Annotated in this window: 18 protein-coding genes; 8 read left to right on the forward strand and 10 right to left on the reverse strand. The window is 71.8% G+C overall.

Features of this window, described 5'->3' with window-relative positions; genetic code table 11:
• Window positions 1–281 precede the first annotated feature (281 nt).
• The 3 genes from ACWD02_RS01115 to ACWD02_RS01125 form a co-directional block, all read right to left on the reverse strand.
• Window positions 282–1,235 (reverse strand): 3-oxoacyl-ACP reductase, encoded by a 954-nt coding sequence (locus ACWD02_RS01115; protein WP_451203146.1) that lies wholly within the window; start codon window positions 1,233–1,235, stop codon window positions 282–284.
• A gap of 17 nt (window positions 1,236–1,252) precedes the next feature.
• Window positions 1,253–2,329, reverse strand: coding sequence for a Zn-dependent alcohol dehydrogenase (locus ACWD02_RS01120; RefSeq protein WP_451203148.1), 1,077 nt, complete (start codon window positions 2,327–2,329; stop codon window positions 1,253–1,255).
• Between the two features lie 61 nt (window positions 2,330–2,390).
• Window positions 2,391–3,245: a MaoC/PaaZ C-terminal domain-containing protein gene (locus ACWD02_RS01125; RefSeq protein ID WP_451203151.1), complete on the reverse strand. Its 855-nt coding sequence runs from the start codon at window positions 3,243–3,245 to the stop codon at window positions 2,391–2,393.
• A gap of 314 nt (window positions 3,246–3,559) precedes the next feature.
• On the opposite strand from ACWD02_RS01125, the gene ACWD02_RS01130 reads away from it, so the two are divergent.
• The gene (locus ACWD02_RS01130; protein ID WP_451203153.1) at window positions 3,560–4,819 is read left to right on the forward strand and encodes a sensor histidine kinase; all 1,260 of its coding nucleotides are present in this window, start codon (window positions 3,560–3,562) and stop codon (window positions 4,817–4,819) included.
• Window positions 4,816–5,421: a response regulator gene (locus tag ACWD02_RS01135; RefSeq protein ID WP_451203156.1), complete on the forward strand. Its 606-nt coding sequence runs from the start codon at window positions 4,816–4,818 to the stop codon at window positions 5,419–5,421. The genes ACWD02_RS01130 and ACWD02_RS01135 overlap by 4 nt, the downstream gene beginning before the upstream one ends.
• A 404-nt stretch (window positions 5,422–5,825) precedes the next feature.
• On the opposite strand, the gene ACWD02_RS01140 is transcribed toward ACWD02_RS01135, so the two are convergent.
• The 3 genes from ACWD02_RS01140 to ACWD02_RS01150 all read right to left on the reverse strand — a co-directional run bounded on the left by ACWD02_RS01140 (window position 5,826) and on the right by ACWD02_RS01150 (window position 10,826).
• Window positions 5,826–7,259: a DHA2 family efflux MFS transporter permease subunit gene (locus ACWD02_RS01140; RefSeq protein ID WP_451203158.1), complete on the reverse strand. Its 1,434-nt coding sequence runs from the start codon at window positions 7,257–7,259 to the stop codon at window positions 5,826–5,828.
• 147 nt (window positions 7,260–7,406) lie between these two features.
• The gene (locus ACWD02_RS01145) at window positions 7,407–8,597 is read right to left on the reverse strand and encodes a lipid-transfer protein (protein ID WP_451203160.1); all 1,191 of its coding nucleotides are present in this window, start codon (window positions 8,595–8,597) and stop codon (window positions 7,407–7,409) included.
• Window positions 8,598–8,609: 12 nt separating this feature from the next.
• Window positions 8,610–10,826, reverse strand: a complete 2,217-nt coding sequence (locus ACWD02_RS01150) for an acyl-CoA dehydrogenase (RefSeq protein ID WP_451203163.1) — start codon at window positions 10,824–10,826, stop codon at window positions 8,610–8,612.
• A 260-nt stretch (window positions 10,827–11,086) separates the two neighbouring features.
• Here ACWD02_RS01150 and ACWD02_RS01155 point away from each other — a divergent pair, with 260 nt between their 5' ends.
• The 5 genes from ACWD02_RS01155 (at window position 11,087) to ACWD02_RS01175 (ending at window position 16,889) form a co-directional block, all read left to right on the forward strand.
• Window positions 11,087–12,814, forward strand: coding sequence for an MFS transporter (locus ACWD02_RS01155; RefSeq protein WP_451203166.1), 1,728 nt, complete (start codon window positions 11,087–11,089; stop codon window positions 12,812–12,814).
• A 241-nt stretch (window positions 12,815–13,055) separates the two neighbouring features.
• A complete protein-coding gene (locus ACWD02_RS01160) occupies window positions 13,056–13,709 on the forward strand; it encodes a class I SAM-dependent methyltransferase (protein ID WP_451204326.1) in 654 nt (217 codons plus the stop codon).
• Between the two features lie 22 nt (window positions 13,710–13,731).
• A complete protein-coding gene (locus tag ACWD02_RS01165) occupies window positions 13,732–14,730 on the forward strand; it encodes an N-acetylmuramoyl-L-alanine amidase (protein WP_451203169.1) in 999 nt (332 codons plus the stop codon).
• A gap of 171 nt (window positions 14,731–14,901) precedes the next feature.
• On the forward strand, window positions 14,902–15,765 hold the full coding sequence (locus ACWD02_RS01170) for a hypothetical protein (protein WP_451203171.1): 864 nt from the start codon (window positions 14,902–14,904) through the stop codon (window positions 15,763–15,765).
• Between the two features lie 116 nt (window positions 15,766–15,881).
• Window positions 15,882–16,889 carry an LLM class F420-dependent oxidoreductase gene (locus tag ACWD02_RS01175; protein WP_451203174.1) on the forward strand — a complete coding sequence of 336 codons (1,008 nt, stop codon included), beginning with the start codon at window positions 15,882–15,884 and terminating at the stop codon, window positions 16,887–16,889.
• 96 nt (window positions 16,890–16,985) lie between these two features.
• On the opposite strand, the gene ACWD02_RS01180 is transcribed toward ACWD02_RS01175, so the two are convergent.
• Window positions 16,986–17,540 (reverse strand): hypothetical protein, encoded by a 555-nt coding sequence (locus tag ACWD02_RS01180; protein WP_451204328.1) that lies wholly within the window; start codon window positions 17,538–17,540, stop codon window positions 16,986–16,988.
• Window positions 17,541–17,668: 128 nt separating this feature from the next.
• On the opposite strand from ACWD02_RS01180, the gene ACWD02_RS01185 reads away from it, so the two are divergent.
• A complete protein-coding gene (locus tag ACWD02_RS01185) occupies window positions 17,669–17,959 on the forward strand; it encodes a hypothetical protein (protein WP_451203177.1) in 291 nt (96 codons plus the stop codon).
• Window positions 17,960–18,030: 71 nt separating this feature from the next.
• Here ACWD02_RS01185 and ACWD02_RS01190 read toward each other — a convergent pair whose 3' ends face one another.
• The 3 genes from ACWD02_RS01190 to ACWD02_RS01200 are packed head-to-tail and all read right to left on the reverse strand — an operon-like array spanning window position 18,031 to window position 21,223.
• Complete coding sequence (locus tag ACWD02_RS01190; RefSeq protein ID WP_451203180.1) at window positions 18,031–19,122, reverse strand: prenyltransferase; 1,092 nt, start codon at window positions 19,120–19,122, stop codon at window positions 18,031–18,033.
• On the reverse strand, window positions 19,119–19,862 hold the full coding sequence (locus ACWD02_RS01195; RefSeq protein WP_351159880.1) for a class I SAM-dependent methyltransferase: 744 nt from the start codon (window positions 19,860–19,862) through the stop codon (window positions 19,119–19,121). Before ACWD02_RS01195 ends, ACWD02_RS01190 begins: the two co-directional genes overlap by 4 nt.
• On the reverse strand, window positions 19,862–21,223 hold the full coding sequence (locus ACWD02_RS01200) for a glycosyltransferase family 4 protein (protein WP_451203183.1): 1,362 nt from the start codon (window positions 21,221–21,223) through the stop codon (window positions 19,862–19,864). Before ACWD02_RS01200 ends, ACWD02_RS01195 begins: the two co-directional genes overlap by 1 nt.
• Window positions 21,224–21,277 lie beyond the last annotated feature (54 nt).

Raw genomic sequence — 21,277 nt, forward strand, 5'->3', positions numbered from 1 at the left:
CCAGAACCGAGATACGTACGGAATCCGAGCGGAATCCCGAGCCGCGGGAGGCGGCGGGTACTTCCGGTGCCGGTAGGCATCGGGGGCCTGTGGCCGAGTGTGACGCTCCGGCAGCGCCGCGGGGGCGGCACCGTCGTCCGGGCGACGAGAACTGATTCATTCCCCGACCCCACCCCTTCCCGAAAACCCGCTCTGGCGCGGGGGCCTTGTCCTCGAACGCCGGACGGACTGGAAACCCAGCCCGTCCGGCGTTCGAGGAGGTAAGGGGCGGGGTCGGGGATCTATCCCCGCTTCAGCCCGAGCACCTCCGACGCCGCGAACGTCTCCCCCTCCGGCCGCCCCGCGTAATAGGGCGACAATGCCTCGTCCAGCTCCTCGTACGTGAAGACGTCCTTCGCCGTGTCGAACTTCGCCGCCACCTTGGGGCGCTCCACCACGGCCACCATCCCGCCGTGCACGACGAGCAGCTGGCCGTTGACCCCGGCCGCCGCGGGTGACGCCAAATAGCCGACCAGGGGCGCCACATGCTCGGGGGCGAGCGCGTCCAGCTCGCCCGCGCCCGGCTCCTGGAACCCCGCGAAGACGTCCTCCGTCATCCTGGTCCGCGCCCGGGGGCAGATGACGTTCGCCGTCACGCCGTACTTGCCGAGTGCCAGCGCGCTCGACGTCGTCAGGCCGACGATGCCGCCCTTGGCCGCCGCGTAGTTCGGCTGGCCCGCCGAGCCCGCGAGGAACGCCTCGGACGAGGTGTTGACGATCCGGCCGTAGACCGGCTCGCCCGCCGCCTTGGACCGCTCGCGCCAGTGCACGGATGCGAAGTGCGAGGTGTTGAAGTGGCCCTTGAGGTGGACGTGGATGACCGAGTCCCACTCGCTCTCGCTCATCGAGAAGATCATCCGGTCCCGCAGGATGCCCGCGTTGTTCACCAGGATGTCGAGCTTGCCGTACGTGTCGATCGCCAACTGAACGAGCCCGCGCGCCTGTTCGTGGTCCGCGACATCACCCAGGTGCGCGACCGCCTGCCCGCCCGCCGCACGGATCTCGGCGGCGACCTCCTCGGCGGGCGTCGCGGACGCCTCGCCCGAGCCGTCACGGCCCGGCTGCCCGAAGTCGTTGACGACGACGCTCGCGCCGAGCCGGGCCAGTTCGAGGGCCTCCGCACGGCCGAGCCCCCGGCCCGCGCCCGTCACGATCGCGGCCAAACCGTCCAGTGGCCGTGGCAATGGCTGTGCCATCAGGGATCGAAGTCCTCTCAGATCTCGATGCACGTACGCAGCGCGACGCCCGTACGCATCTGGTCAAGCGCTTCGTTGATCTCGGAGAGCGGCACCCGGTGGGTGATGAGGCTCTCCAGGTCGATCCGGCCCGCGCGCCACAGCGCGATGGCCCGCTCGTAGGACTGCAGGACGTCGCCGCCGCCGTACATGGACGGCAGGATCCTCTTCTCGTCGAAGAACAGCTCGAACATGTTGAGCTGGAGGTTGTCGTCCATCGCGCCCGCGCCGACGACGACCAGCGTGCCGCCGCGCCGCGTCGTCTCGTACGCGGTACGGGCCGTGGCGGACTTGCCCACGACCTCGAAGACATAGTCGAAGCCCTCGCCCGCGGTGATCCGCTGCTTGGCGTCGGCGAGTTCGTCCGGGGAGACCGCCTCCGTGGCGCCGAACCGCAACGCGGCCTCGCGCCGCGATGCCACCGGGTCGACGGCGACGATCTGCGCCGCGCCCTTGAGCCGCGCGCCCTGGATCGCGGAGATGCCGACGCCGCCGCAGCCGATGACGGCGACCGACGAACCTGCCTCCACCTTCGCGGTGTTGATGGCCGCGCCGAGCCCCGTCGTCACCCCGCAGCCGATCAGGGCCGCGATGTCGAAGGGCACGTCGTCCGGGATCGGCACGGCGCAGCCCGCGTCGACCACGACCTCCTCGGTGAACGTGCCCGTGCCCGCGAAGCCGAAGACGTCCCCGCCGGGGCGCTTGAAGTTGGGCGTGCCCGCGTTCATGAAACCGGCCAGGCACAGCTGGCTCTGGCCTCGCTTGCAGGCCGGACACTGGCCGCAGGCGGGCAGCCAGCAGACCAGGACCCTGTCACCCTGACTGATGCCGGTCACGCCGTCGCCGACGTCGACGATCTCGCCCGCGCCCTCGTGGCCGGGGATGAAGGGCGCCGGCTGCGGCAGCACGCCGTTCATCGCGGAGATGTCGGAGTGGCACAGGCCGGTGGCCCGCACCCGGATCTTCACCTTGCCGGGGCCGAAGCCCACCGCCTCGACGTCGTCGAGCACCTCGAGTTTGTCCTGGCCTATCTCGTGCAGTACGGCTGCGCGCATGGTGCGGCTCCTCTCGTACGAAGATTCAGGCGTGTGGGGAGCTTCAGGCGTGCGGGGAGCTTCAGGTGTGCTCGACGACCGTGTCGGCGAGGACCGGCGCGTCATCCCGCTCGGCTGCCGTCACCGCCACGTGGACGCGGCCCTCGGAGCGCCACATCCGGATCCGCAGGGTCTCCCCGGGGAAGACGATCCCGGTGAAGCGTGTGCTGTAGCTCCGCACCCGCGACACATCACCGCCGAGCACCGTGTCGACGACGGCCTTGAGCGTCATCCCGTAGGTGCACAGGCCGTGCAGGATCGGCCGGTCGAATCCGGCGAGCTTGGCGAACTCGGGGTCGGCGTGCAGCGGGTTCCAGTCCCCGGAGAGGCGGTAGAGCAGCGCCTGTTCCTCGCGGACAGGGCGTTCGACGGTCTTGTCGGGCTCACCCTCGGGGGCCGCCAGGCGGGTGGAGGGGCCGCGTTCGCCGCCGAATCCGCCTTCGCCGCGTACGAAGATCTGGGCGTCGCTCGTCCACAACGGACCCTCGGCGTCGGCCACTTCGGTGCGCAGGACGAGGATCGCGGCCTTGGTCTTGTCGTACACGGCGGCCACCTTGGAGGTGGTGGTGGCCTTGCCCTTGACCGGGATCGGGCGGTGCAGCGTGATGCTCTGGCCGCCGTGCAGGACCGCTGCCAGGTTCACCTCGATGCCGGGGGACGAGAGGCCCCCGACTACGCCCATGCCGGCGCCCGCGACGGTCGCGAAGCTGGGCAGGACGTGCAGCCTGGACTCCAGGGTGTAGCGCAGCTCGTCGGGGTCGGTGGCGGGGGCGCCCGCGCCGAGGCCCAGGTGGTAGAGCTGGATGTCCTTGTGATCCCAGGCGATCTCGGCCGACCTGGGCTCCGCGGCCAGTGCTTTCGCGGCATCGATGGGCATGGGGTGGCAGCTCCTTGGCCGGTCTGAAGACCTCGGTGCGGCCGTCCGCACCGTCGGTCGCACCGAGGTCGCAACAGGGCCGGAAGGAGCCCGTTCTAGAACGCGTTCCAGTCCGGCGATCCCATGTATAGCCGAGGGTCCGGTAGTTGTGAAGACTCCTGACGTCACGTCAGATAGACGCTCGGCGGACCTCCCCGGCCGGCCCGTGACATTTGTACCGGCCGAGTCCGTACAACCACATCTGCCGGTTTTCCGCCCCGGCTCCGTAGGGTCGGCAGCCTGGGACGAGGCGCCGCGGCGCGACAGGAGAGACGATGTCGGTGAAGGTGGCGGCGAAGGGCTTCTGGCAGCGGCACACGCGCCTCGCGCGCTGGAAACACAGCAGCGGGGCGCAGCTGGCCGAGGTGCGGGCGCGGGAGAAGTCCGGCCGGAGCAGGCCCGAGGATCTCGGCCCGCCGAACGGCTTCGCGATGCTGCCCTGGCTCCTGATGGGGATGGGCTCCTTCTCCAACATCCTCCAGGGCAAGACGGGCAATCCCTGGCTCGGCGGGCTCGGCCTGCTGGTCTTCAACTCCCTCTACATCAGCGTGGTGTTCCGCGCCTTCGACAAGAGGGCGCGGGAGGCGCGCGTCACCAGGCAGCTCCTGCTCGCGCTGACCGCGGTCACCCTGGCCCTCGCCATCGGCTACGGCGACAGCTGGCTGATGTTCTTCCCCCTGCTCGGCCTGGCCACGGGTTCGGTGCTCCGGGGCCGGCAGCTCGTTCCCGCGGGGTTCGCCCTGAGCATCACGGCGGCGGTGGTCGGCGGTCTGAAGGACGGCTGGGACGCGGCGGGCATCGCGTACGGCACGTTCATCTCCGTCATGGTGACGGCCGCGATCCTCGCCCTCTCCGAGACGGTGAAGGAACTGCGTTCCACGCGCGAGGAGTTGGCCCGCAGCGCGGTCGAGAAGGAGCGGCTGCGTTTCTCGCGGGACCTGCACGACCTGCTCGGCCACACGCTCTCGGTGATCGTCGTGAAGGCGGAGGCGACGCGCCGTCTGGCCCCTCGCGACCTGGACGCGGCGCTCGGCCAGGTCTCCGACATCGAGTCCGTCGGCCGCCAGGCCCTGACCGAGATCCGCGAGGCGGTCACCGGCTACCGCGAGGGCAGTCTCGCCACGGAGCTGGACCGGGCCCGCGACCTCCTGGACGCGGCGGGCATCGAGGCCGTCGTACGCCAGTCGGGCCCGCCGCTCGCCCCGCAGACCGCGGCGCTGCTCGGCTGGGTGGTCCGGGAGTCCGCCACGAACGTCGTACGCCACGCACGGGCCACCCGCTGCGAGATCGAGGTGACGGGCACCGCCGAACGGACTCGGCTGCTGATCACCGACGACGGTCGCGGCGTAGGCTCGGGGACGCCCGGCAGCGGGCTGAAGGGCCTGGCCGAACGCCTCGCGGCGGTGGGCGGCTCGCTGGAGTCGGGCCCCGCGCCGCGCGGCGGATTCCGGGTCGCGGCGGAGCTGCCGGTCACCGAGCCAAGCCCCGGCCCCGGTCCCGGTTCCGGTCCCCTCCTGGAGGAGCGCACCCCATGATCAGAGTCCTGCTCGCCGAGGACCAGGGCATGATGCGGGGCGCGCTCGCGCTGCTGCTCGGCATGGAGGCGGACATCGAGGTCGTCGCGCAGGTCGGCGCGGGCGACGAGATCGTGGACGCGGCGCTGACCGCCCGCCCCGACGTGGCGCTCCTCGACATCGAGCTGCCGGGCCGCAGCGGGCTCGACGCGGCGGCGGATCTGCGGGACGAGTGCCCGGAGTGCCGGGTCCTCATCCTCACGACCTTCGGCAGGCCGGGTTATCTGCGCCGGGCCATGGAGGCGGGCGCGGTGGGCTTCCTGGTCAAGGACGGCCCGGTGGAGGACCTCGCGGAGGCGATCCGGCAGGCGCTGCGGGGCGAGACGGTGATCGACCCCGCGCTGGCCGCGGCCGCCCTGAGCGCGGGGCCGAGCCCGCTGACCGGCCGGGAGGCGGACGTCCTGAAGGCTTCGGTGGACGGCGCCACGGTCTCCGACATCGCGGAGAAGCTGCACCTGTCGGAGTCGACCGTGCGGAACTACCTCTCGGCGGCGATCGGCAAGACGGGGACGCGAAACAGGATGGAGGCGGTCCGGGAAGCGAGGCAGCGGGGCTGGTTGTGACTGGCCCCTGGGCCCTGTCCCGGGCTACGGCCCTGCGCCCTGTCCCGGGCTATGACCCCGGGCCCTGACCCGGTCTATGACCCCGGGCCCTGACCCGGTCTACGGCCCTGCGCCCTGTCCCGGTCTATGGCCCTGCGCCCTGTCCCGGGCTACGGCCCCGGGCCCTGACCCGGGCTACGGCCCTTGGCCCCCGGGCCGCCCTGGCCCGGCCCGGGGGCTCATGACCCCGCGCCCCTGGACCAGCCCACCGCCCGCGACCCTGCTACCCCGCGGCCCCAGGCACCCTCGATCACCGACCCCGCGCCCCCAGGCACCCTCGATCACCGGCCCCGCGGCCCAGTCACCCTCGATCACCGGCCCCGCGGCCCAGTCACCCTCGATCACCGGCCCCGCCGCGTTCGTCCTCAAGCGCCGGACGGGCTCTTTTTCTCCCGCGGCATCCACACCAGCAGCACCACGACCCCCGCCAGCAGAATGAAGCCGCTGGTCCTGAACGCCGCCGCGTACCCCTCGGTCAGCGCCTCGGGGCTCGTGGAGCCCCCCATGCGCGAGGCCGCGACGGTCGAGAGCACCGCGAGGCCCAGCGCCCCGCCCATCGTGCGCGAGGTGTTGATGAGGCCGGAGACGAGGCCCGCGTCGCCCGGCGCCGCCCCGGACGTGCCGAGCGAGGCCAGCGGCGTCGCGGCCAGGCCGGCGCCGAACATCATCACGATGCCGGGCAGCATGATCGAGGTGAGGTACGCGCCGTCGGCCGTCATCGTCGACTGCCAGCCGAACCCGGCCGCCGCCACGACGATGCCGAGCAGCGACACGTTCTTCGCCCCGAGCACCGGCATCAGGCGGGGCGCCAGCTTCGACCCGAAGACGATCGTCAGCGAGGACGGGATCAGCGCGAGGCCCGCCTTGAGCGCCGAGTAGCCGAGTACGTTCTGCGCGTACAGCGTCATGAACATCCACATGGCGAACATTCCGGCGCCGCACACGAACATCGCCGCGTTCGCCGCCGACACCGACCGCACCCGGAACAGCTTCAGCGGCATCAGCGGCACCGCCGCCCGCGCCTCCACCACCAGGAACGCCGCGAGCAGCACGAGGCCCACCGCCAGCGGCACCAGGGTCTCGGCCGCCGTCCAGCCGCGCTCCTCGGTCTGGACGATGCCGTACGCGAGGGTGGCGAGCCCGCCCGTCACCAGGACCGCGCCCGGCAGGTCGAGCCTGCGGCTGCCGCCCGCGCGGCTCTCGGTCAGCCACAGCACACCCGCCACGAGGACGAGCGCGCCGATCGGCACGTTGATCAGGAGCACCCAGCGCCAGGAGAGCAGGTCGGTGAGGACTCCGCCGACCAGGCCGCCCGCCGCGCCACCGCCCGCGCCCACCGCCGACCAGGTGCCGATGGCCCGTATGCGTGCGGGCCCCTCGGGCACCGCGGAGGTCAGGATCGTCAGGGTCGAGGGGGCGAGCACCGCCGCGCCGAGTCCCTGCACGGCCCGCGCGAGGAGCAGCTGCCACTCGGCCTGCGCGAGGCCGCCCGCGAGCGAGGCCACCGTGAAGAGCCCGAGCCCGACCAGGAACATCCGCTTGCGGCCGAAGAGGTCGCCGGCCCGCCCGCCGAGCAGCATGAAGCCCGCGAAGGCGATCGAGTACGCGTTGACCACCCACTGCAGGCCCACCGCGCTCATGCCGAGGTCGGCCCGCATCGAGGGCAGCGCGGTGTTCACCACGGACACGTCGAGGACGACGAGGAACTGCCCCGCGCAGGCCGCGAGCACCACCGCCCACACGGGGGCGGACTTCCGTGGGGTGGCGGGCATGTAAGTGTCGGGGGGCGTTTGGACCATGACAGCCATGCTCTCAGGAGTGCATGCCCCTTGCATCGGGGTTTCGCCGCAGAGATCCTCGGCCGTGGGTCCTAGGACCCCGGGCCGACTCCCGCCCCTCTTTCCGCCACTCCCGCCCCTCCTTTCTCACCTCCCGCCCCGCCTTCCTCACCCCTTGCGCAGCAGCGTCACCACCGCGGCCCCACCGAGACCGATGTTGTGCGCGAGCCCCACCCGCGCCCCCGCCACCTGCCGCGCGTCCGCCTCACCCCGCAACTGCCAGGTCAGCTCGGCCACTTGGGCGATGCCCGTGGCGCCGAGCGGGTGTCCCTTGGAGATCAGACCGCCGGAGGGGTTCACCACCCAGCGCCCGCCGTACGTCGTGGCGCCGCTCTCGACGAGCTTCCCCGACTCCCCCGGCCCGCACATGCCAAGGGCCTCGTAGGTGAGGAGCTCGTTGACGGAGAAGCAGTCGTGCAGTTCGACGACGTCGACGTCCTCGATGCCGAGCCCCGACCTCTCGTACACCTGCCGCGCCGCGGCCCGCGACATCGGCTGCCCCACGACGTCGATGCACGAGCCCGAGTCGAAGGACTCCCCCGTGTCCGTGGTCATCGCCTGGGCGGCGATCTCCACGGCACGCTCCCGCAGGCCGTGCCGCTCGACGAACCTCTCCGAGACCACCACGGCGGCGGCCGACCCGTCCGAGGTCGGCGAGCACTGCAGCTTGGTGAGCGGGCGGTGGATGGTCTTGGCGGCGAGGATCTCGTCGACGGTGTACGCGTCCTGGAACTGGGCGTACGGATTGTTCACCGAGTGCCGGTGGTTCTTCGCGCCCACGGCGGCGAGCTGCGCCTCGGTCGTGCCGTATCTCTCCATGTGCTCGCGTGCCGCGTTGCCGAAGATCTGGGCGGTGGGCGGGGTCATCTCGAAGCCGTGCCGTGCGGCCATCACGCCGTAGTGCCGGGCCACGGGGGACGTCTTGAAGTCGCCGCCGTCACTGCCGCCTCCCAGGGCGCCGCGCGCCATCTTCTCGAAGCCCAGCGCGAGCACGCAGTCACTGATGCCGCCCTCGACGAACTGCCGCGCCATCATCAGCGCGGTCGACGCCGTCGCGCAGTTGTTGTTCACGTTGTAGACGGGGACACCGGTCAGGCCCAGTTCGTACGCGGCCCGCTGGCCCGCCGTCGAGGCCTGGAAGCAGTACCCGACCGGTACCTGTTCCACCTGCTCGTACGAGATCCCGGCGTCGTCGAGCGCCTTGCCGCCCGCTTCCTTCGCCATGTCCCAGTACTGCCAGTCCCGCGTCTCGGGCTTCTCGAACTTCGTCATGCCGACGCCGACTATGTACGCCTTCACGAGCCGTCTCCTTCAGATGGTGGGGCGCGGCTCGGGGTCCCTCGGCAGGCCGAGGAGCCGTTCCGCGACGACGTTCAGCTGCACCTGCGTGGTCCCGCCCGCGATGGTCAGGCAGCGCGACATCAGGAAGCCGTGCAGCGCCCGCTCCCCGGCGCCCTCGCGCACCGCGCCCGCGGGGCCGAGCAGTTCGAGGGCCAGCTCGGCGACCTTCTGCTGATGCGGGGTCTGCACGAGCTTGCGGACGGAGGCCCCGGCCCCCGGTTCCGCCCCGGCCACCTGCCGCATCGTCGTGCGCAGACCGATGCAGGCGAGTGCGTGCGCCTCGGCGGCGAGCGCACCGATGCGCGCGCGGCAGGCGCCGTCGAGCTCGCCGACGCGCTCGATGAGCGCCTCGAGGCCGGTGTCGAAGGTCAACTGGTCGGCCATGTGGACGCGTTCGTTGCCGAGCGTGTGCCGCGCGACCCGCCAGCCGTCGTTCACCTCGCCGACGACCGCGTCGGCGGGCAGCAGGACGTCGTCGAAGTAGACCTCGTTGAAGAGGGAGTCCCCGGTGATCTCCTTCAGCGGGCGGATGTCGATGCCCGATGCCCGCTTCATGTCGACGAGGAAGTACGTGAGTCCCTTGTGCTTGGGGGCATCGGGGTCCGTGCGGGCCAGCAGGATGCCGTGGTCCGCCCACTGCGCCGCGCTCGTCCACACCTTCTGGCCGCTGATCAGCCAGCCGCCGTCGACCCGCTCGGCCCGTGTCCGCAGCGCGGCCAGGTCGGACCCCGCCCCGGGCTCGCTGAACAGCTGGCACCACAGCACCTCGCCCCTGAGCGTCGGCGCCAGGAACCGCTCCTGCTGCTCCCTCGTCCCGTACGCGATGAGCGAGGGCACCACCCAGGTGGCGATCCCGAGATCGCTGACGCGCACCCCGGCCGCCGCCAACTCCTGTTGTACGGCCAGCTGTTGGACGGGCCCGGCGCCGAGGCCGTACGGCTCCGGCAGGTGTGGCGCGGCATGGCCGGTGGGCGCGAGGACCTTGCGTGCGGCGGCCGGGTCGAGGCCGCGGGCCGGAGTGATGGCCGCGCGCGCCTGCTCCCGGTAGGCCGCCGCCTCCTCGGGCAGCTCCATCCGCAGCTCCCGGCGCGCACCGCCCTCCGCGAGCCGCACCGCCCGCAGCCGGTGTGCGTCGCCGGTGCCGAGCAGTTGCCGGGCGACGAGTGACCTGCGCAGATACAGATGCGCGTCGTGCTCCCAGGTGAAGCCGATGCCGCCGAGGATCTGGATGGCATCCTTGGCGCAGGAGTACGCGGCGTCGAGGGCACCCCCGGCCGCGAGCGCGGAGACCAGGCTCCGCACATCCTGGGCGCGCACGTCGTGCGGCGGCTCGCCCGGCGCCGGGTCGCCCGCCGCCCGTGCCGCGTCCCAGGTGAGCGCCCGTGCCTGCTCCAGGCGCACCAGCATGTCCGCGCAGAGGTGCTTGACCGCCTGGAACTGCCCGATCGGCCGCCCGAACTGCTCGCGCACCTTCGCGTACTCGGTGGCGGTCTCCAGCGCCCAGGCCGCCACCCCGCACGCGTCCGCCGCGTACAGGGCACAGGCCAGGTCGCGTACGAGTGCCGGGTCGATGTCGAGCACCCGCCCGGCCGGGACCTCGACGCCGTGCGCCGCCACGTCGGCGGTGGGCCGCGTGGGGTCGGCGCTCTCCTGCGTACGTACGGTCAGCTCGGCCGCGTCGACGGCCAGCCACTCGGTTCCGCGCGCGGACTCGGCGGCCAGGATCAGGAGGTCGGCGTCGGCCCCGCAGAGCACGGGCGGCGCGCTGCCGTCGAGGAGGCAGCCGTCCGCCACGGACACCGCGGTCAGCGTGCCCGCACCGAGCGCGACGGCGCCGATCCGCGCCCCGGATGCCAGGTCGGCGGCCAGGTCGGCGGCGCCTGCCCGGTGCAGCACGACCGAGGCGAGGGAGCCGGCCAGGTAGGGCCCCGGGAGCGCGGCCCGCCCGGCCTCCTCCAGGACGACCGCGAGGTCCACGAGGTCGCCGCCCCCGCCTCCGCACTCCTCGGGCAGGTGCACCGCGAGCAGCCCCTGCTCGACGAGCCCGTCCCAGTACGCGGGCCTGCCCCCTGTTCCCTGCGGGGCGTCGAGCAGCTTGCGTATCTCCTCGGGCGGCACCGCGCGGGCGATCCAGCCGCGCACCGCCGCCGCCAACTCCCGTTGTTCCTGCGTGATTCCGATGCCCATGCGCGTCCTCGCCGGTAGCAGCTTCCGGGACGGCGTCACACTAGAACACGTTCCAATCTTCCGGAAGACTGACGCAGGGTCAGATGCGCCGCCCCCCGATGCCGCCCGCGACCGGTCACCGGCGCCCCGCTTAACCGGCCGGTTAACAACAGGTCAAGAATTCCCCTCGTACGACATCCGTCGGAATAGTCGCCCGGGGAAACAAGTTCGTACTGCACGTACCCCTGCCAGCCTTGCACCGCCCCCGGAGGCCCCACGTAATGACGCAGTCGACGACCCACCAACGCGGCACCCGCGGAGTCGTCCCCGTACTCGCCTTCGCCGGCATCGTCGTCGCGGTGATGCAGACGCTCCTGGTGCCGGTCATCAAGGACCTGCCGACGCTGCTCGACACCACGCCGTCGAACGCCACCTGGGTCATGACGGCGACCCTGCTCGCCGGGGCCGTCTCGACCCCGATCATGGGCCGCCTCGGTGACCTCTACGGCAAGCGCCGCATGCTGCTCATGAGCCTCGCCGTGATGGTCGTGGGCTCCCTGATCTGCGGCTTCACCGACAACCTCGTCGTGATGATCGTCGGCCGCGCCCTCCAGGGCTTCGCGATGGGCGCCATCCCGCTCGGCATCGGCCTGATGCGCGACATGCTGCCCCGCGAGAAGCTCGGCTCGGCGATGGCCCTGATGAGCTCCTCCATCGGCGTCGGCGGCGGCCTCGCGCTGCCGCTCGCGGCACTGACCGCGCAGCACGCCGACTGGCACACCCTCTTCTTCGGCGCGGCGGGCCTGGGCGTCATGTCGATGCTCCTGACCGTCCTCTTCGTGCCCGAGAGCACGGTGAAGGCACAGGGCACGTTCGACGTGCTCGGCGCGCTCGGCCTCTCGGCCGGCCTGGTCCTCTTCCTGCTCCCCATCACCAAGGGCAGCGACTGGGGCTGGACCTCCGGCACGACCCTTGGCCTGTTCGGCGCGGCGGCGGTCGTGCTCGTCCTCTGGGGCGTGATGGAGCTGCGCCTCAAGGCGCCGCTGGTGGACCTGCGCACCACGGCCCGCCCGGCGGTCCTGTTCACCAACCTGGCCTCGATCATGGTCGGCGTGGCGTTCTACGCGATCTCGCTGGTCCTGCCCCAGCTGCTCCAGCTCCCGGCCTCCACCGGCTACGGCCTGGGCCAGTCCATGGTCGTCGCGGGCCTGTGCGTGGCGCCGCTGGGCCTCACGATGATGTTCACGGCCCCGATCTACGCCCGCCTCTCGGCGAAGTACGGCCCGAAGATCACCCTGATCCTCGGCATGCTGATCATCGCGATCGGCTACGGGGCGGGACTCGGCCTGATGAGCGCCGCCTGGCAGACGATCATCATCGCGGTGGTCGTGGGCGCGGGCATCGGCCTCGCCTACTCCTCGCTCCCGGCGCTGATCATCGGCGCCGTGCCGCCTTCGGAGACGGGCGCGGCGAACGGCCTCAACACGCTGATGCGCTCCATCGGCACGTCGGTCTCGTCCGCCGTGATCGGCATGGTTCTCGCCAACACGGCCGACCACGTGGGCGGCGTCGCCATCCCCACCATGACGGGCTTCCGCACGTCGTTCCTCATCGCGACGGGCGCGGTCGCCCTGGGCCTGGTCTTCGCCCTCTTCCTCCCCTCCGCCCGCCGCTCGGTCAAGACCCAACTGCGGGCCAGCAGCGAGGAGGACGCGAACCTGCGCGCGGCCACGGAGGCGCTGGCCGGTTTCCACGGCCGCGTCCTGAGCCCTTCCGGGGCGCCGGTCGCGCGGGCCAAGGTGACGCTGATCGACCGCCGGGGACGCCAGGCGGGCTCCGCCCTCACGGACGACGGCGGCCGCTACGCGCTCTCCGTCCCGGGTGACGGCTCGTACGTCCTGGCGGCAACGGCGGCCGGGCATGCGCCGCTTGCCTCGGCGGCGGCGCATCGGGGGGAGACGGTGGAGGTCGATCTGCTGCTGCCGCGCGGGAGTGACGTGCCGGCATAGGGCGAAACGCGTCTCGAACTCGGTGGCGTGCTCCGAGTCCTCCTCAGGAGCACGCCCCGAGGCTGGTCCGGAAAGGGATGCGGCACCGTCGGATCGGCCGGGACGTGGCTCAGGGAAGCTGCCTCGCACTCGGGACCGACGGGCCCCGCCTCCCTGAACGGCCGGACCATACGGCAGCATAGGGCGGCCCACCGACGTACCCCACCGCATCGACGACCGGGAGGAACCCCGCATGGCCCCCATGGCCGCCCCGCACCCCAAGCCGGAGATCCTCGCCGCCTTCGAAGCGGCGAAGGGCTTCATGCCGACCGGGGAAGGCCTCGCCCTGTACGCCGCGGCGACGGAGGCGGCGGCCCTCGGCCTGCCGCTCCTGGAGGTCGGAACGTACTGCGGCCGCTCCACGATCCTGCTCGCGGACGCCGCCCGCCAGGCCGGCGTCCCGGCCATCACCGTGGACCACCACCGCGGCAGCGAGGAGCAGCAGCCGGGCTGGGAGTACCACGACCCGGAGACGGTCGACCCGCAGGTCGGCCACATGGACACGCTCCCGACCTTCCGCCGCACGCTGCACCACGCGGGCCTGGAGGACCACGTGATCGCGATCGTCGGCCGCTCCCCGCAGGTGGCGAAGGCGTGGGGCGGACCGCTCGGCCTGGTCTTCATCGACGGCGGCCACACGGACGAGCACGCGACGGGCGACTACGAGGGCTGGGCCCCGCACCTGGCGGAAGGCGGCCTGCTCCTGATCCACGACGTCTTCCCGAACCCGGCGGACATCATGACGGGCCAGGCCCCGTACCGCGTCTACCTCAGGGCCCTGGAGTCCGGCGCGTTCACCGAGCTCTCGGCAACCGACTCCCTGCGCGTCCTGCGGCGAACGGGAGCGGGGATCTGACCTCCCCGTTAGAGTCGCTCTCGTGTCGTACGTAGGTCCGGACAGCCAGCCCCCACGCCCGCCCCGCCGTTTCACCGGCGGCCCCCTCACCGTGACGCTCGCCGCGCTGGTGCCGACTGCCCTCGCGGGATGGCTCATCTACGAGGCCACGAGCGGACCCGGCGGCAGTGAGCCGGCCAGAACGCTTCCCTCCACGAGCCAGTCCGCGCAGGGTTCGTCCTCCGCCCCGCCCTCCCCGTCCGCCTCCGAGAAGGACGACGGCAAGGGGGACAAGGGCGACGGCGACGCGAGTGACGAGCCGAGCACGTCGAAGCCCCCGAAGTCCTCCACCCGCCCCGCCGCCTCCGGCCCGCTCAAGGGCAAGGTCATCGTCGTCGACCCCGGTCACAACACGGGCAACGGCAAGCACACCGCCGAGATCAACCGCCTCGTCAATGTCGGCACGCACCGCAAGGAGTGCGACACGACGGGCACCTCCACCAACAACGGTTACAGCGAGGCCCAGTTCACCCTCGACGTCTCGCGCCGCCTGCGCACGCTGCTCGAGAAGCAGGGCGCCACGGTCAAGTTCACCCAGGACGGCGACCGCCCCTGGGGGCCCTGCGTCGACGAGCGCGCCCGCATCGGCAACAACGCCCACGCGGACGCCGTCGTCTCCGTGCACGCCGACGGATCGGCCGCGGGCAACCGCGGCTTCCATGTGATCCTTCCCGCATCGGTGAAGTCCGGCGACGCGGACACCTCCGGGATCGTCGTCCCGTCGCGCGCCCTGGGCGAGCGCATCGCGGGGAAGTTCCTGAGCGCGACCGGCAGTGCCCCCTCCAACTACGTCGGCGACGGCACCGGGCTCGACGTGCGCAAGGATCTGGGCGGTCTCAACCTCTCCACCGTCCCGAAGGTCTTCATCGAGTGCGGCAACATGCGCGACGCGAAGGACGAGGCGTTGCTCACGAGCGGTGCCTGGCGGCAGAAGGCGGCGCGGGGTATTTCCGACGGAATCGTGAGCTTCCTGCGGGGATAACGGGTTGGTTGGCCGGGGATAACGGGTTGGTTGGTCTTTATGCCGAGCAGACACCCCACCCACGTGAACGATAATGTCCTCCGTACGATGGGGGGCCATCCCCGCGCTCCGCACCACGACCATGGGGCGAGCGACGCCTCCACCGACGAGACGACTTACGAAGGACCTGAAGTGAATATCCGCTCTCTCACTCGAGGCGACGGCGTGGTGATCGGGGCAGCGGTGTTGCTCTTCATCGCCTCGTTCCTCAACACCCTTGACGCCGACGGCGGCGACAGCGACAAGCTCCCCAACGCCTGGGAGAACGGCAACCTGCTGCTGAGTGTGTACCTGCTCGGGATCATCGGTGCCGCGCTCATCGTCGTGGGCCGTGCGCTGCCGCAGCCGCGCAAGGTCGCGGGTCTCGACCTCGGCCAGCTGGGCGTCGCCTTCACCATCGCCGCCGCCTGGAGCTCGCTCGGTGCGATCTTCGACGCCGACCAGTCCTACGGCTTCTTCTTCGACAGCAGCCTGGGCGGTGGCTCTGGCGGCCCCGAAGCCGGCGTCGGCCTCATCCTCGGCCTGATCGCCGCCCTGGTCCTGGCCGCCGCCGCGGTCGCGACCGCGCTGGTTCCGGCGCTCAAGGCCCCCCTCGTCGGCGCCCCCCGCCCCGCCCCCCAGCCCTACGGCGGTCAGCCGCAGGGTGGGTACGGGTACCCGGGTGCTCAGGGCCAGCCGCAGCAGGGTCAGCCGTACGGCGCCCAGCCCGGTCAGCCGCAGCAGGGTCAGCCCTTCGGTGCTCAGCCGGGGCAGCCGCAGCAGCAGACGCCGCCTCCCGGGCAGGCGCAGGCCACCGGTGACTTCTCGCCGTTCTGGTTTGCCGTGCCGGTGCCGCGTCCGCTGTACGCGGAGGACGGCTCGCCGACGCCGATCGCCGAACTGGCGCCCGGTACCTGGTACTTGGCCGTCGAGCAGCGCGGTCCGGGCCTGGTGGCCCAGACGCAGGACGGCCGTCGTGGCGTGCTGCAGGACACCACGGGGATTCAGCGCGGCTGATCTCTCCCGTACCTCGCGGCCCCTCGCCCTTCCGGGCGGGGGGCCGTTGTCGTACAGTCGCGATCCTGAAGGGAACTGACGAGCCGTCAGAAAGTCGGAAGGGATCGGGATCTCGTATGCGCCTGGGACTCGCACTCGGCTACTGGGGGCGCGGCCCCGACCCCGGGCACGTCGCACTCGCCCAGGAGGCCGAGCGGCTCGGATATGACTCCGTGTGGACGGCCGAGGCGTGGGGCTCCGATGCCTTCACCCCTCTGACCTGGATCGCGGCGCAGACCTCGCGGATCAAGCTGGGCACGGCGGTCGTACAGATGGCGGCACGGTCACCGGTGACGACGGCGATGCACGCACTGACCCTGGACCATCTGTCCGGCGGGCGGATGATGCTCGGGCTCGGGCTCTCCGGGCCGCAGGTGGTGGAGGGGTGGTACGGACGGCCGTTCCCGAAGTCGCCGCTGACGGCCACCCGGGAGTACGTGGACGTCATCCGCCAAGTGCTGCACCGCGAGGGGCCTGTGGCGCTGGACGGGCGCTTTCACTCCCACCCCTACCGAGGGGAGGACGGCAGCGGCCTGGGCAAGCCCCTGAAGCCGATCACGCATCCACTGCGGGCGGATCTGCCGGTGCTGCTCGGTGCGGAGGGCCCGAAGAACATCGCGCAGACGGCGCGGATCGCGGACGGCTGGCTGCCGCTGTACTGGTCGCCGATGCGGGCCGACGTGTACGAGGCTTCGCTGGAAGGGGCACCCGACGGCTTCATGGTCGCGCCCATGGCGCGGGCGAAGGTCTGCGACGACGCTGCGGAGGGCTTGCTTCCGGTCAAGGCGATGCTGGGGTTCTATATCGGCGGAATGGGGCACTCCGCGCGAAACTTTCATGCGGATCTGATGGCGCGGATGGGATTCGAGGCGGAGGCGCGGCGGATTCAGGAGCTGTTTCTGGCGGGGCGCCGGGAAGAGGCGGTACTGGCCGTTCCCGATGCCTTCGCCGACGAGATCTCGCTCGTGGGACCGCGGGAAAGGATCGCGGAGCGGCTCGAGTTGTGGCGCAAGGGGCCGGTCACGGATCTGCTCGTACTGGCGCCGGATCGGCATACGCTGCGGACGCTGGCCGAGCTGGCTTAGCTCAGCCCGTCCGGGGCTTGGGGCCCGGCTCGGCGGAGCCGGTGACAGGTCCGGTCCCGCCGCCCGCGGCCGGGGGCCTGCCCCTTCGCCGGGGGCCTATCCCTTCGCCAGCTCCCCTGCCGAAGGCACCTTGTCCTTGACCTCCGCCCCCGCGCCCTTCCCCGCGTCCTTCACCTGCTTGATGACGTCGTCGAAGGAGTTCACGACCGAGTCCGTGGAGTCGCCCTTGCGGAGCTTGGACGGGAGATCCTTGAGGGCGTCGATGCCCGCCGTCAGCGGGGCCACCGCCTTTGCCAGCGTCGGGTCGCCCTTCGCGTTCTTCGACGCCGCCTTCAGGCGGTTGTAGGCGAGGGTCCCGGCGAGGCCCGCCTTGACCAGGGCGAACTTCCGCCCGTCGGCGCCCTTCTTGAACTTCCCCGCCCGGAAGGGCTTCACGATCCACTGGTACGTCGCCCCGGCGGCGATTCCCGCGTTCGCCACGAACCGCGTCTTGGCGAACTTCTGCTTCTCGGCGGAGCTCGAACTCGACGGCGCCGCGGCGGACGACGCCGCGTCCGCGTCGTCACCCCCGCACCCGGTCGCCCCCGCGATCAGGGCTCCGCACAGCACAGGGGCGACGAGAGACCGGCGTACGGTCGCGGCGGACGGCAACACGGGGACCTCCGGGGGTGGACAGCCTGGGGACAGCTCTCCCGGCAGCCTCACCCCGGTCGGCGGGGCCCGCCACTCGGGCGAGCCCGTACGGGTTTCAACCGGGCCGGGGCAGGTACACGGTCTTTATGTCCACCCGACAAGCACGTGGTAGCACCGCAGCGAGGGTCATCGTCATCGTCGCGGACGTGATGGCCATCATCCTCGGCCTGTGGATCCTCATGTATCTGTTGGACGCGAACCGCGCCAACGACCTCGTCCAGTTCATCCACGACGTGGCCCGCTGGCTGGCCGGCTGGTCACACGATCTGTTCACGTTCGACGAGGCCTGGGCCCGCGTGGTCTGCGGTTACGGCCTCGCGGCACTGGTCTACGTCTTCATCGGCCACGCCATCGCAGGCCGCCTCCGCCGCTACTGAGCGGAGGAGCCCGCGCGTACCGCCACGGGCGCCGCTGTCACCCCCCGGCAGCGGCGCCGCCGCGGTCGTCGCTACTGGCCCCCGGTGGCGGCGCCGCAGCATTCCGGGGCCAGGCCCTCGGGGAGGCGTTCGCCTGAGAAGACCGCGCAGGTCGCCTCGTCGCCGCCGAGTGCCGCCACCGCGAGCAGCAGGGAGCCCGCCGTCCACGTGGTGAGCTCCTCGGGCCAGATCGCCCCGTCGTCGAAGACGTAGCCCGTCCAGTACAGGCCGGTCTCCGGGTCGCGCAGGTGCTGGATCGACTGGAGGATCTCCAGGGCGCGGTCCGATTCGCCCAACACCCACAGGGACAGGGCGAGTTCGGCGCTCTCACCGCCCGTCACCCAGTTGTTGGGGACGACGCAGCGCACGCCGAGGTCCGGCACCACGAAGCGGGCCCAACCCTCCTCCATACGGGACTTGGCCTCCGCACCCGTGAGCGCGCCGCCGAGGACCGGGTAGTACCAGTCCATCGAGTAGCGGCCCTTGTCCAGGAAGCGCTCGGGGTGACAGCGGATGGCGTGGGCCAGCGCACCCGTCGCCAGCTCCCAGTCCGGCTGCGGCTCTTCGCGCTGCTCGGCGATGGCCAGGGCGCAGCGAAGCGCCTGGTGGATCGATGAACTGCCCGTCAGGAGCGCGTCATTGACCGGCTCACCGCCGTCCTCGCGCTTCCAGCCGATCTGGCCGCCCGGCTGCTGCAGCGCGAGGACGAACTCCACCGCCGCCACCACCGTCGGCCACAGCCGGTCGAGGAACGTGTCGTCGCCCGTCGAGAGGTAGTGGTGCCAGACGCCCACCGCGATGTATGCGCAGAAGTTCGTCTCGCGGCCCCGGTCCGTCACGTCGTGCGGATCCCCGTCGGCGTACGCCGCGTACCAGGACCCGTCCGGATTCTGGTGCCGCGCAAGCCAGTCGTAGGCGCGGGCGGCGGCCGCGTGCTCGCCCGCCGCGTCCAGGGCCATGGCGGCCTCGGTGTGGTCCCAGGGGTCGAGGTGGTGGCCGCGGAACCACGGGATCGCGCCGTCCTCGCGCTGGACCGCGAGAATCCCGCGGACCGTACGCGTGGCCTGATCCGCCGTCAGGACGCCCGGCAGGACCAGGTGTTCCGTCCGCTCCGGGCTCGTCACGCGTCGGTCTTCGCGTCGGTCTTCGGCAGGTGCGGCTTCGTCGCGTACGCCACGAAGCTCTTGCCCACGACCGGGTTGAGCAACTGCTCCGCCACCTTCGTGGCCAGCGGCTTCTTCATGATGTCCCAGACCAGGAGCTTGTGGTACGCCCGCACGGGCAGCGCCTTGTCGTTGTCCACGCCGAACGCGCACTTCAGCCACCAGTACGGCGCGTGCAGGGCGTGCGCGTGGTGCGTGCCGTACGGCTTCAGGCCCGCCTCGCGCATCCTGCCGAGCAGTTCGTCCGCCTTGTAGATGCGGATGTGGCCGCCCTCGACCTCGTGGTAGGCGTCCGACAGGGCCCAGCAGATCTTCTCGGGGCCGTAGCGCGGGACCGTCACCGCGATGCGGCCGCCGGGCTTGAGCACGCGGACCATCTCCGCGAGTACGCCCTTGTCGTCGGGGATGTGTTCCATCACCTCGGAGATGATCACGACGTCGAAGGAGGCGTCGGGGAACGGCAGGTTGAGCGCGTCACCCTCCATCGCCGTGGCGGTCGCGCCCGCCGGCGCCTCGCCGGCCTCCTTCATCGCGGCGAACCACTTGGCGACCTCGCGGATCTCCTCGGCGTTCTGGTCGAGGGCCACCACCTGGGCCCCCCGCCGGTAACACTCGAAGGCGTGCCGGCCCGCGCCGCAGCCCAGGTCGAGGACGCGGTCGCCCGCGGCGAGCGGGAAGCGGGTGAAGTCGACGGTCAGCATCAGCGATGGCTCCCGGAGTACGTCGGGGTGGTGGCCGGGGGGCGGCCGGATTGCGGGGCCGCGTTGGTGGCGATCGCCGCGCGGTACAGCTCTGCGGTGCCCTGGGCGGCGCGGGCCCAGGTGAATTTGGCGAGAACCCGCTCACGCCCGGCGGCGCCGAGGCGGGCGCGCAGCTCCGGGTCGCCGAGCAGTCGGTTCAGTCCGGCGGCGAGCGCCCCGGGATCGGCGGGGCGTACCGCCAGGCAGGTCTCGCCGTCGGGCCCCGCGACCTCCGGGATCGCGCCGCCGGTCGTCGCGAGGAGCGGCGTCCCGGTGGCCATGGCCTCGGCAGCGGGGAGCGAGAAGCCCTCGTACAGCGAAGGGACGCAGGCGACCTCCGCCGAGCGGACCAGGTCGACGAGCTCGGCGTCGGTGATGCCCTTGACGAACTCGATGGCGTCTTCGAGGCCGTACCGCTCGATGGCCTGCGCCACGGGGCCGTCCTCGGCACGCTTGCCGACGACGACGAGGTGGGCGGCGGGGTTCTCGGCGCGGACCTTGGCCAGCGCCTCGACGAGATGGATGAGGCCCTTGAGCGGGACGTCCGCGCTGGACGTCGTGACGATGCGTCCGGGCACCTCGGGGATCGAGGGGTCCGGCGAGAAGAGGTCGGTGTCGGCGCCGATGTGCACGACGCTGATGCGGTCGTCGCGTACGCCGAGGTGGTCGACGATCTCCTGGCGCGACGTGCCGGAGACGGTGAGCACGGAGGGCAGGCGGCGGGCCACGCGCTTCTGCATGCGCGTGAACGCGTACCAGCGGCGCACGGACATGCGGCGCCGCCAGTCGGGCGCGGCGTCGAGTTCGAGGCGGCGGTCCACGGTGATGGGGTGATGGATCGTCGAGACGAGCGGGGCCCCGAGGTCGCCCAACAGGCCGTAGCCGAGCGTCTGGTTGTCGTGCACGACGTCGAACTCGCCCCGCCTGGCCCGCAGATGGCGACGGGCCCGCAGGCTGAACGTCGCGGGCTCCGGGAAGCCGCCGGTCCACATCGTCGCCACTTCGAGCGCGTCGACCCAGTCGCGGTACTCGTCGCGCTTCGGCGTGCGGAAGGGGTCGGGCGAGCGGTAGAGGTCGAGGCTCGGCAGCTCGGTGAGCCGCAGACCCTCCAGGCCCTCGTCGAGCACCGGGTAGGGCTGCGCGCCGATCACCTCGACGCTGTGGCCGAGGCGGGCCAGCTCGCGCGAGAGGTGACGTACGTAGACGCCCTGGCCCCCGCAGAACGGGTTGCCCTTGTACGTGAGGAGAGCGATGCGCAACGGACGGTCACCATCGGCGTGCGGCCCCGTCCGGGGGCCCGCCTCCATGGCCTCAGCGGTCACTCTCGGCCCCCTTCTGCCTGCGGTTGTCCGCGAGGTTACGCCGGGACGGTAATC

This window comes from Streptomyces sp. NPDC002853, from assembly GCF_053591915.1.

Bases quoted from the DNA above. Each gene is read 5' to 3' on its own strand.
- ACWD02_RS01115 (WP_451203146.1), bottom strand. From the start codon at position 1,235: ATGGCACAGCCATTGCCACGGCCACTGGACGGTTTGGCCGCGATCGTG.
- ACWD02_RS01185 (WP_451203177.1), top strand. From the start codon at position 17,669: ATGTCCACCCGACAAGCACGTGGTAGCACCGCAGCGAGGGTCATCGTC.
- ACWD02_RS01135 (WP_451203156.1), top strand. From the start codon at position 4,816: ATGATCAGAGTCCTGCTCGCCGAGGACCAGGGCATGATGCGGGGCGCG.
- ACWD02_RS01150 (WP_451203163.1), bottom strand. From the start codon at position 10,826: ATGGGCATCGGAATCACGCAGGAACAACGGGAGTTGGCGGCGGCGGTG.
- ACWD02_RS01155 (WP_451203166.1), top strand. From the start codon at position 11,087: ATGACGCAGTCGACGACCCACCAACGCGGCACCCGCGGAGTCGTCCCC.
- ACWD02_RS01195 (WP_351159880.1), bottom strand. From the start codon at position 19,862: ATGCTGACCGTCGACTTCACCCGCTTCCCGCTCGCCGCGGGCGACCGC.
- ACWD02_RS01120 (WP_451203148.1), bottom strand. From the start codon at position 2,329: ATGCGCGCAGCCGTACTGCACGAGATAGGCCAGGACAAACTCGAGGTG.
- ACWD02_RS01175 (WP_451203174.1), top strand. From the start codon at position 15,882: ATGCGCCTGGGACTCGCACTCGGCTACTGGGGGCGCGGCCCCGACCCC.
- ACWD02_RS01130 (WP_451203153.1), top strand. From the start codon at position 3,560: ATGTCGGTGAAGGTGGCGGCGAAGGGCTTCTGGCAGCGGCACACGCGC.
- ACWD02_RS01140 (WP_451203158.1), bottom strand. From the start codon at position 7,259: ATGGTCCAAACGCCCCCCGACACTTACATGCCCGCCACCCCACGGAAG.
- ACWD02_RS01160 (WP_451204326.1), top strand. From the start codon at position 13,056: ATGGCCGCCCCGCACCCCAAGCCGGAGATCCTCGCCGCCTTCGAAGCG.
- ACWD02_RS01125 (WP_451203151.1), bottom strand. From the start codon at position 3,245: ATGCCCATCGATGCCGCGAAAGCACTGGCCGCGGAGCCCAGGTCGGCC.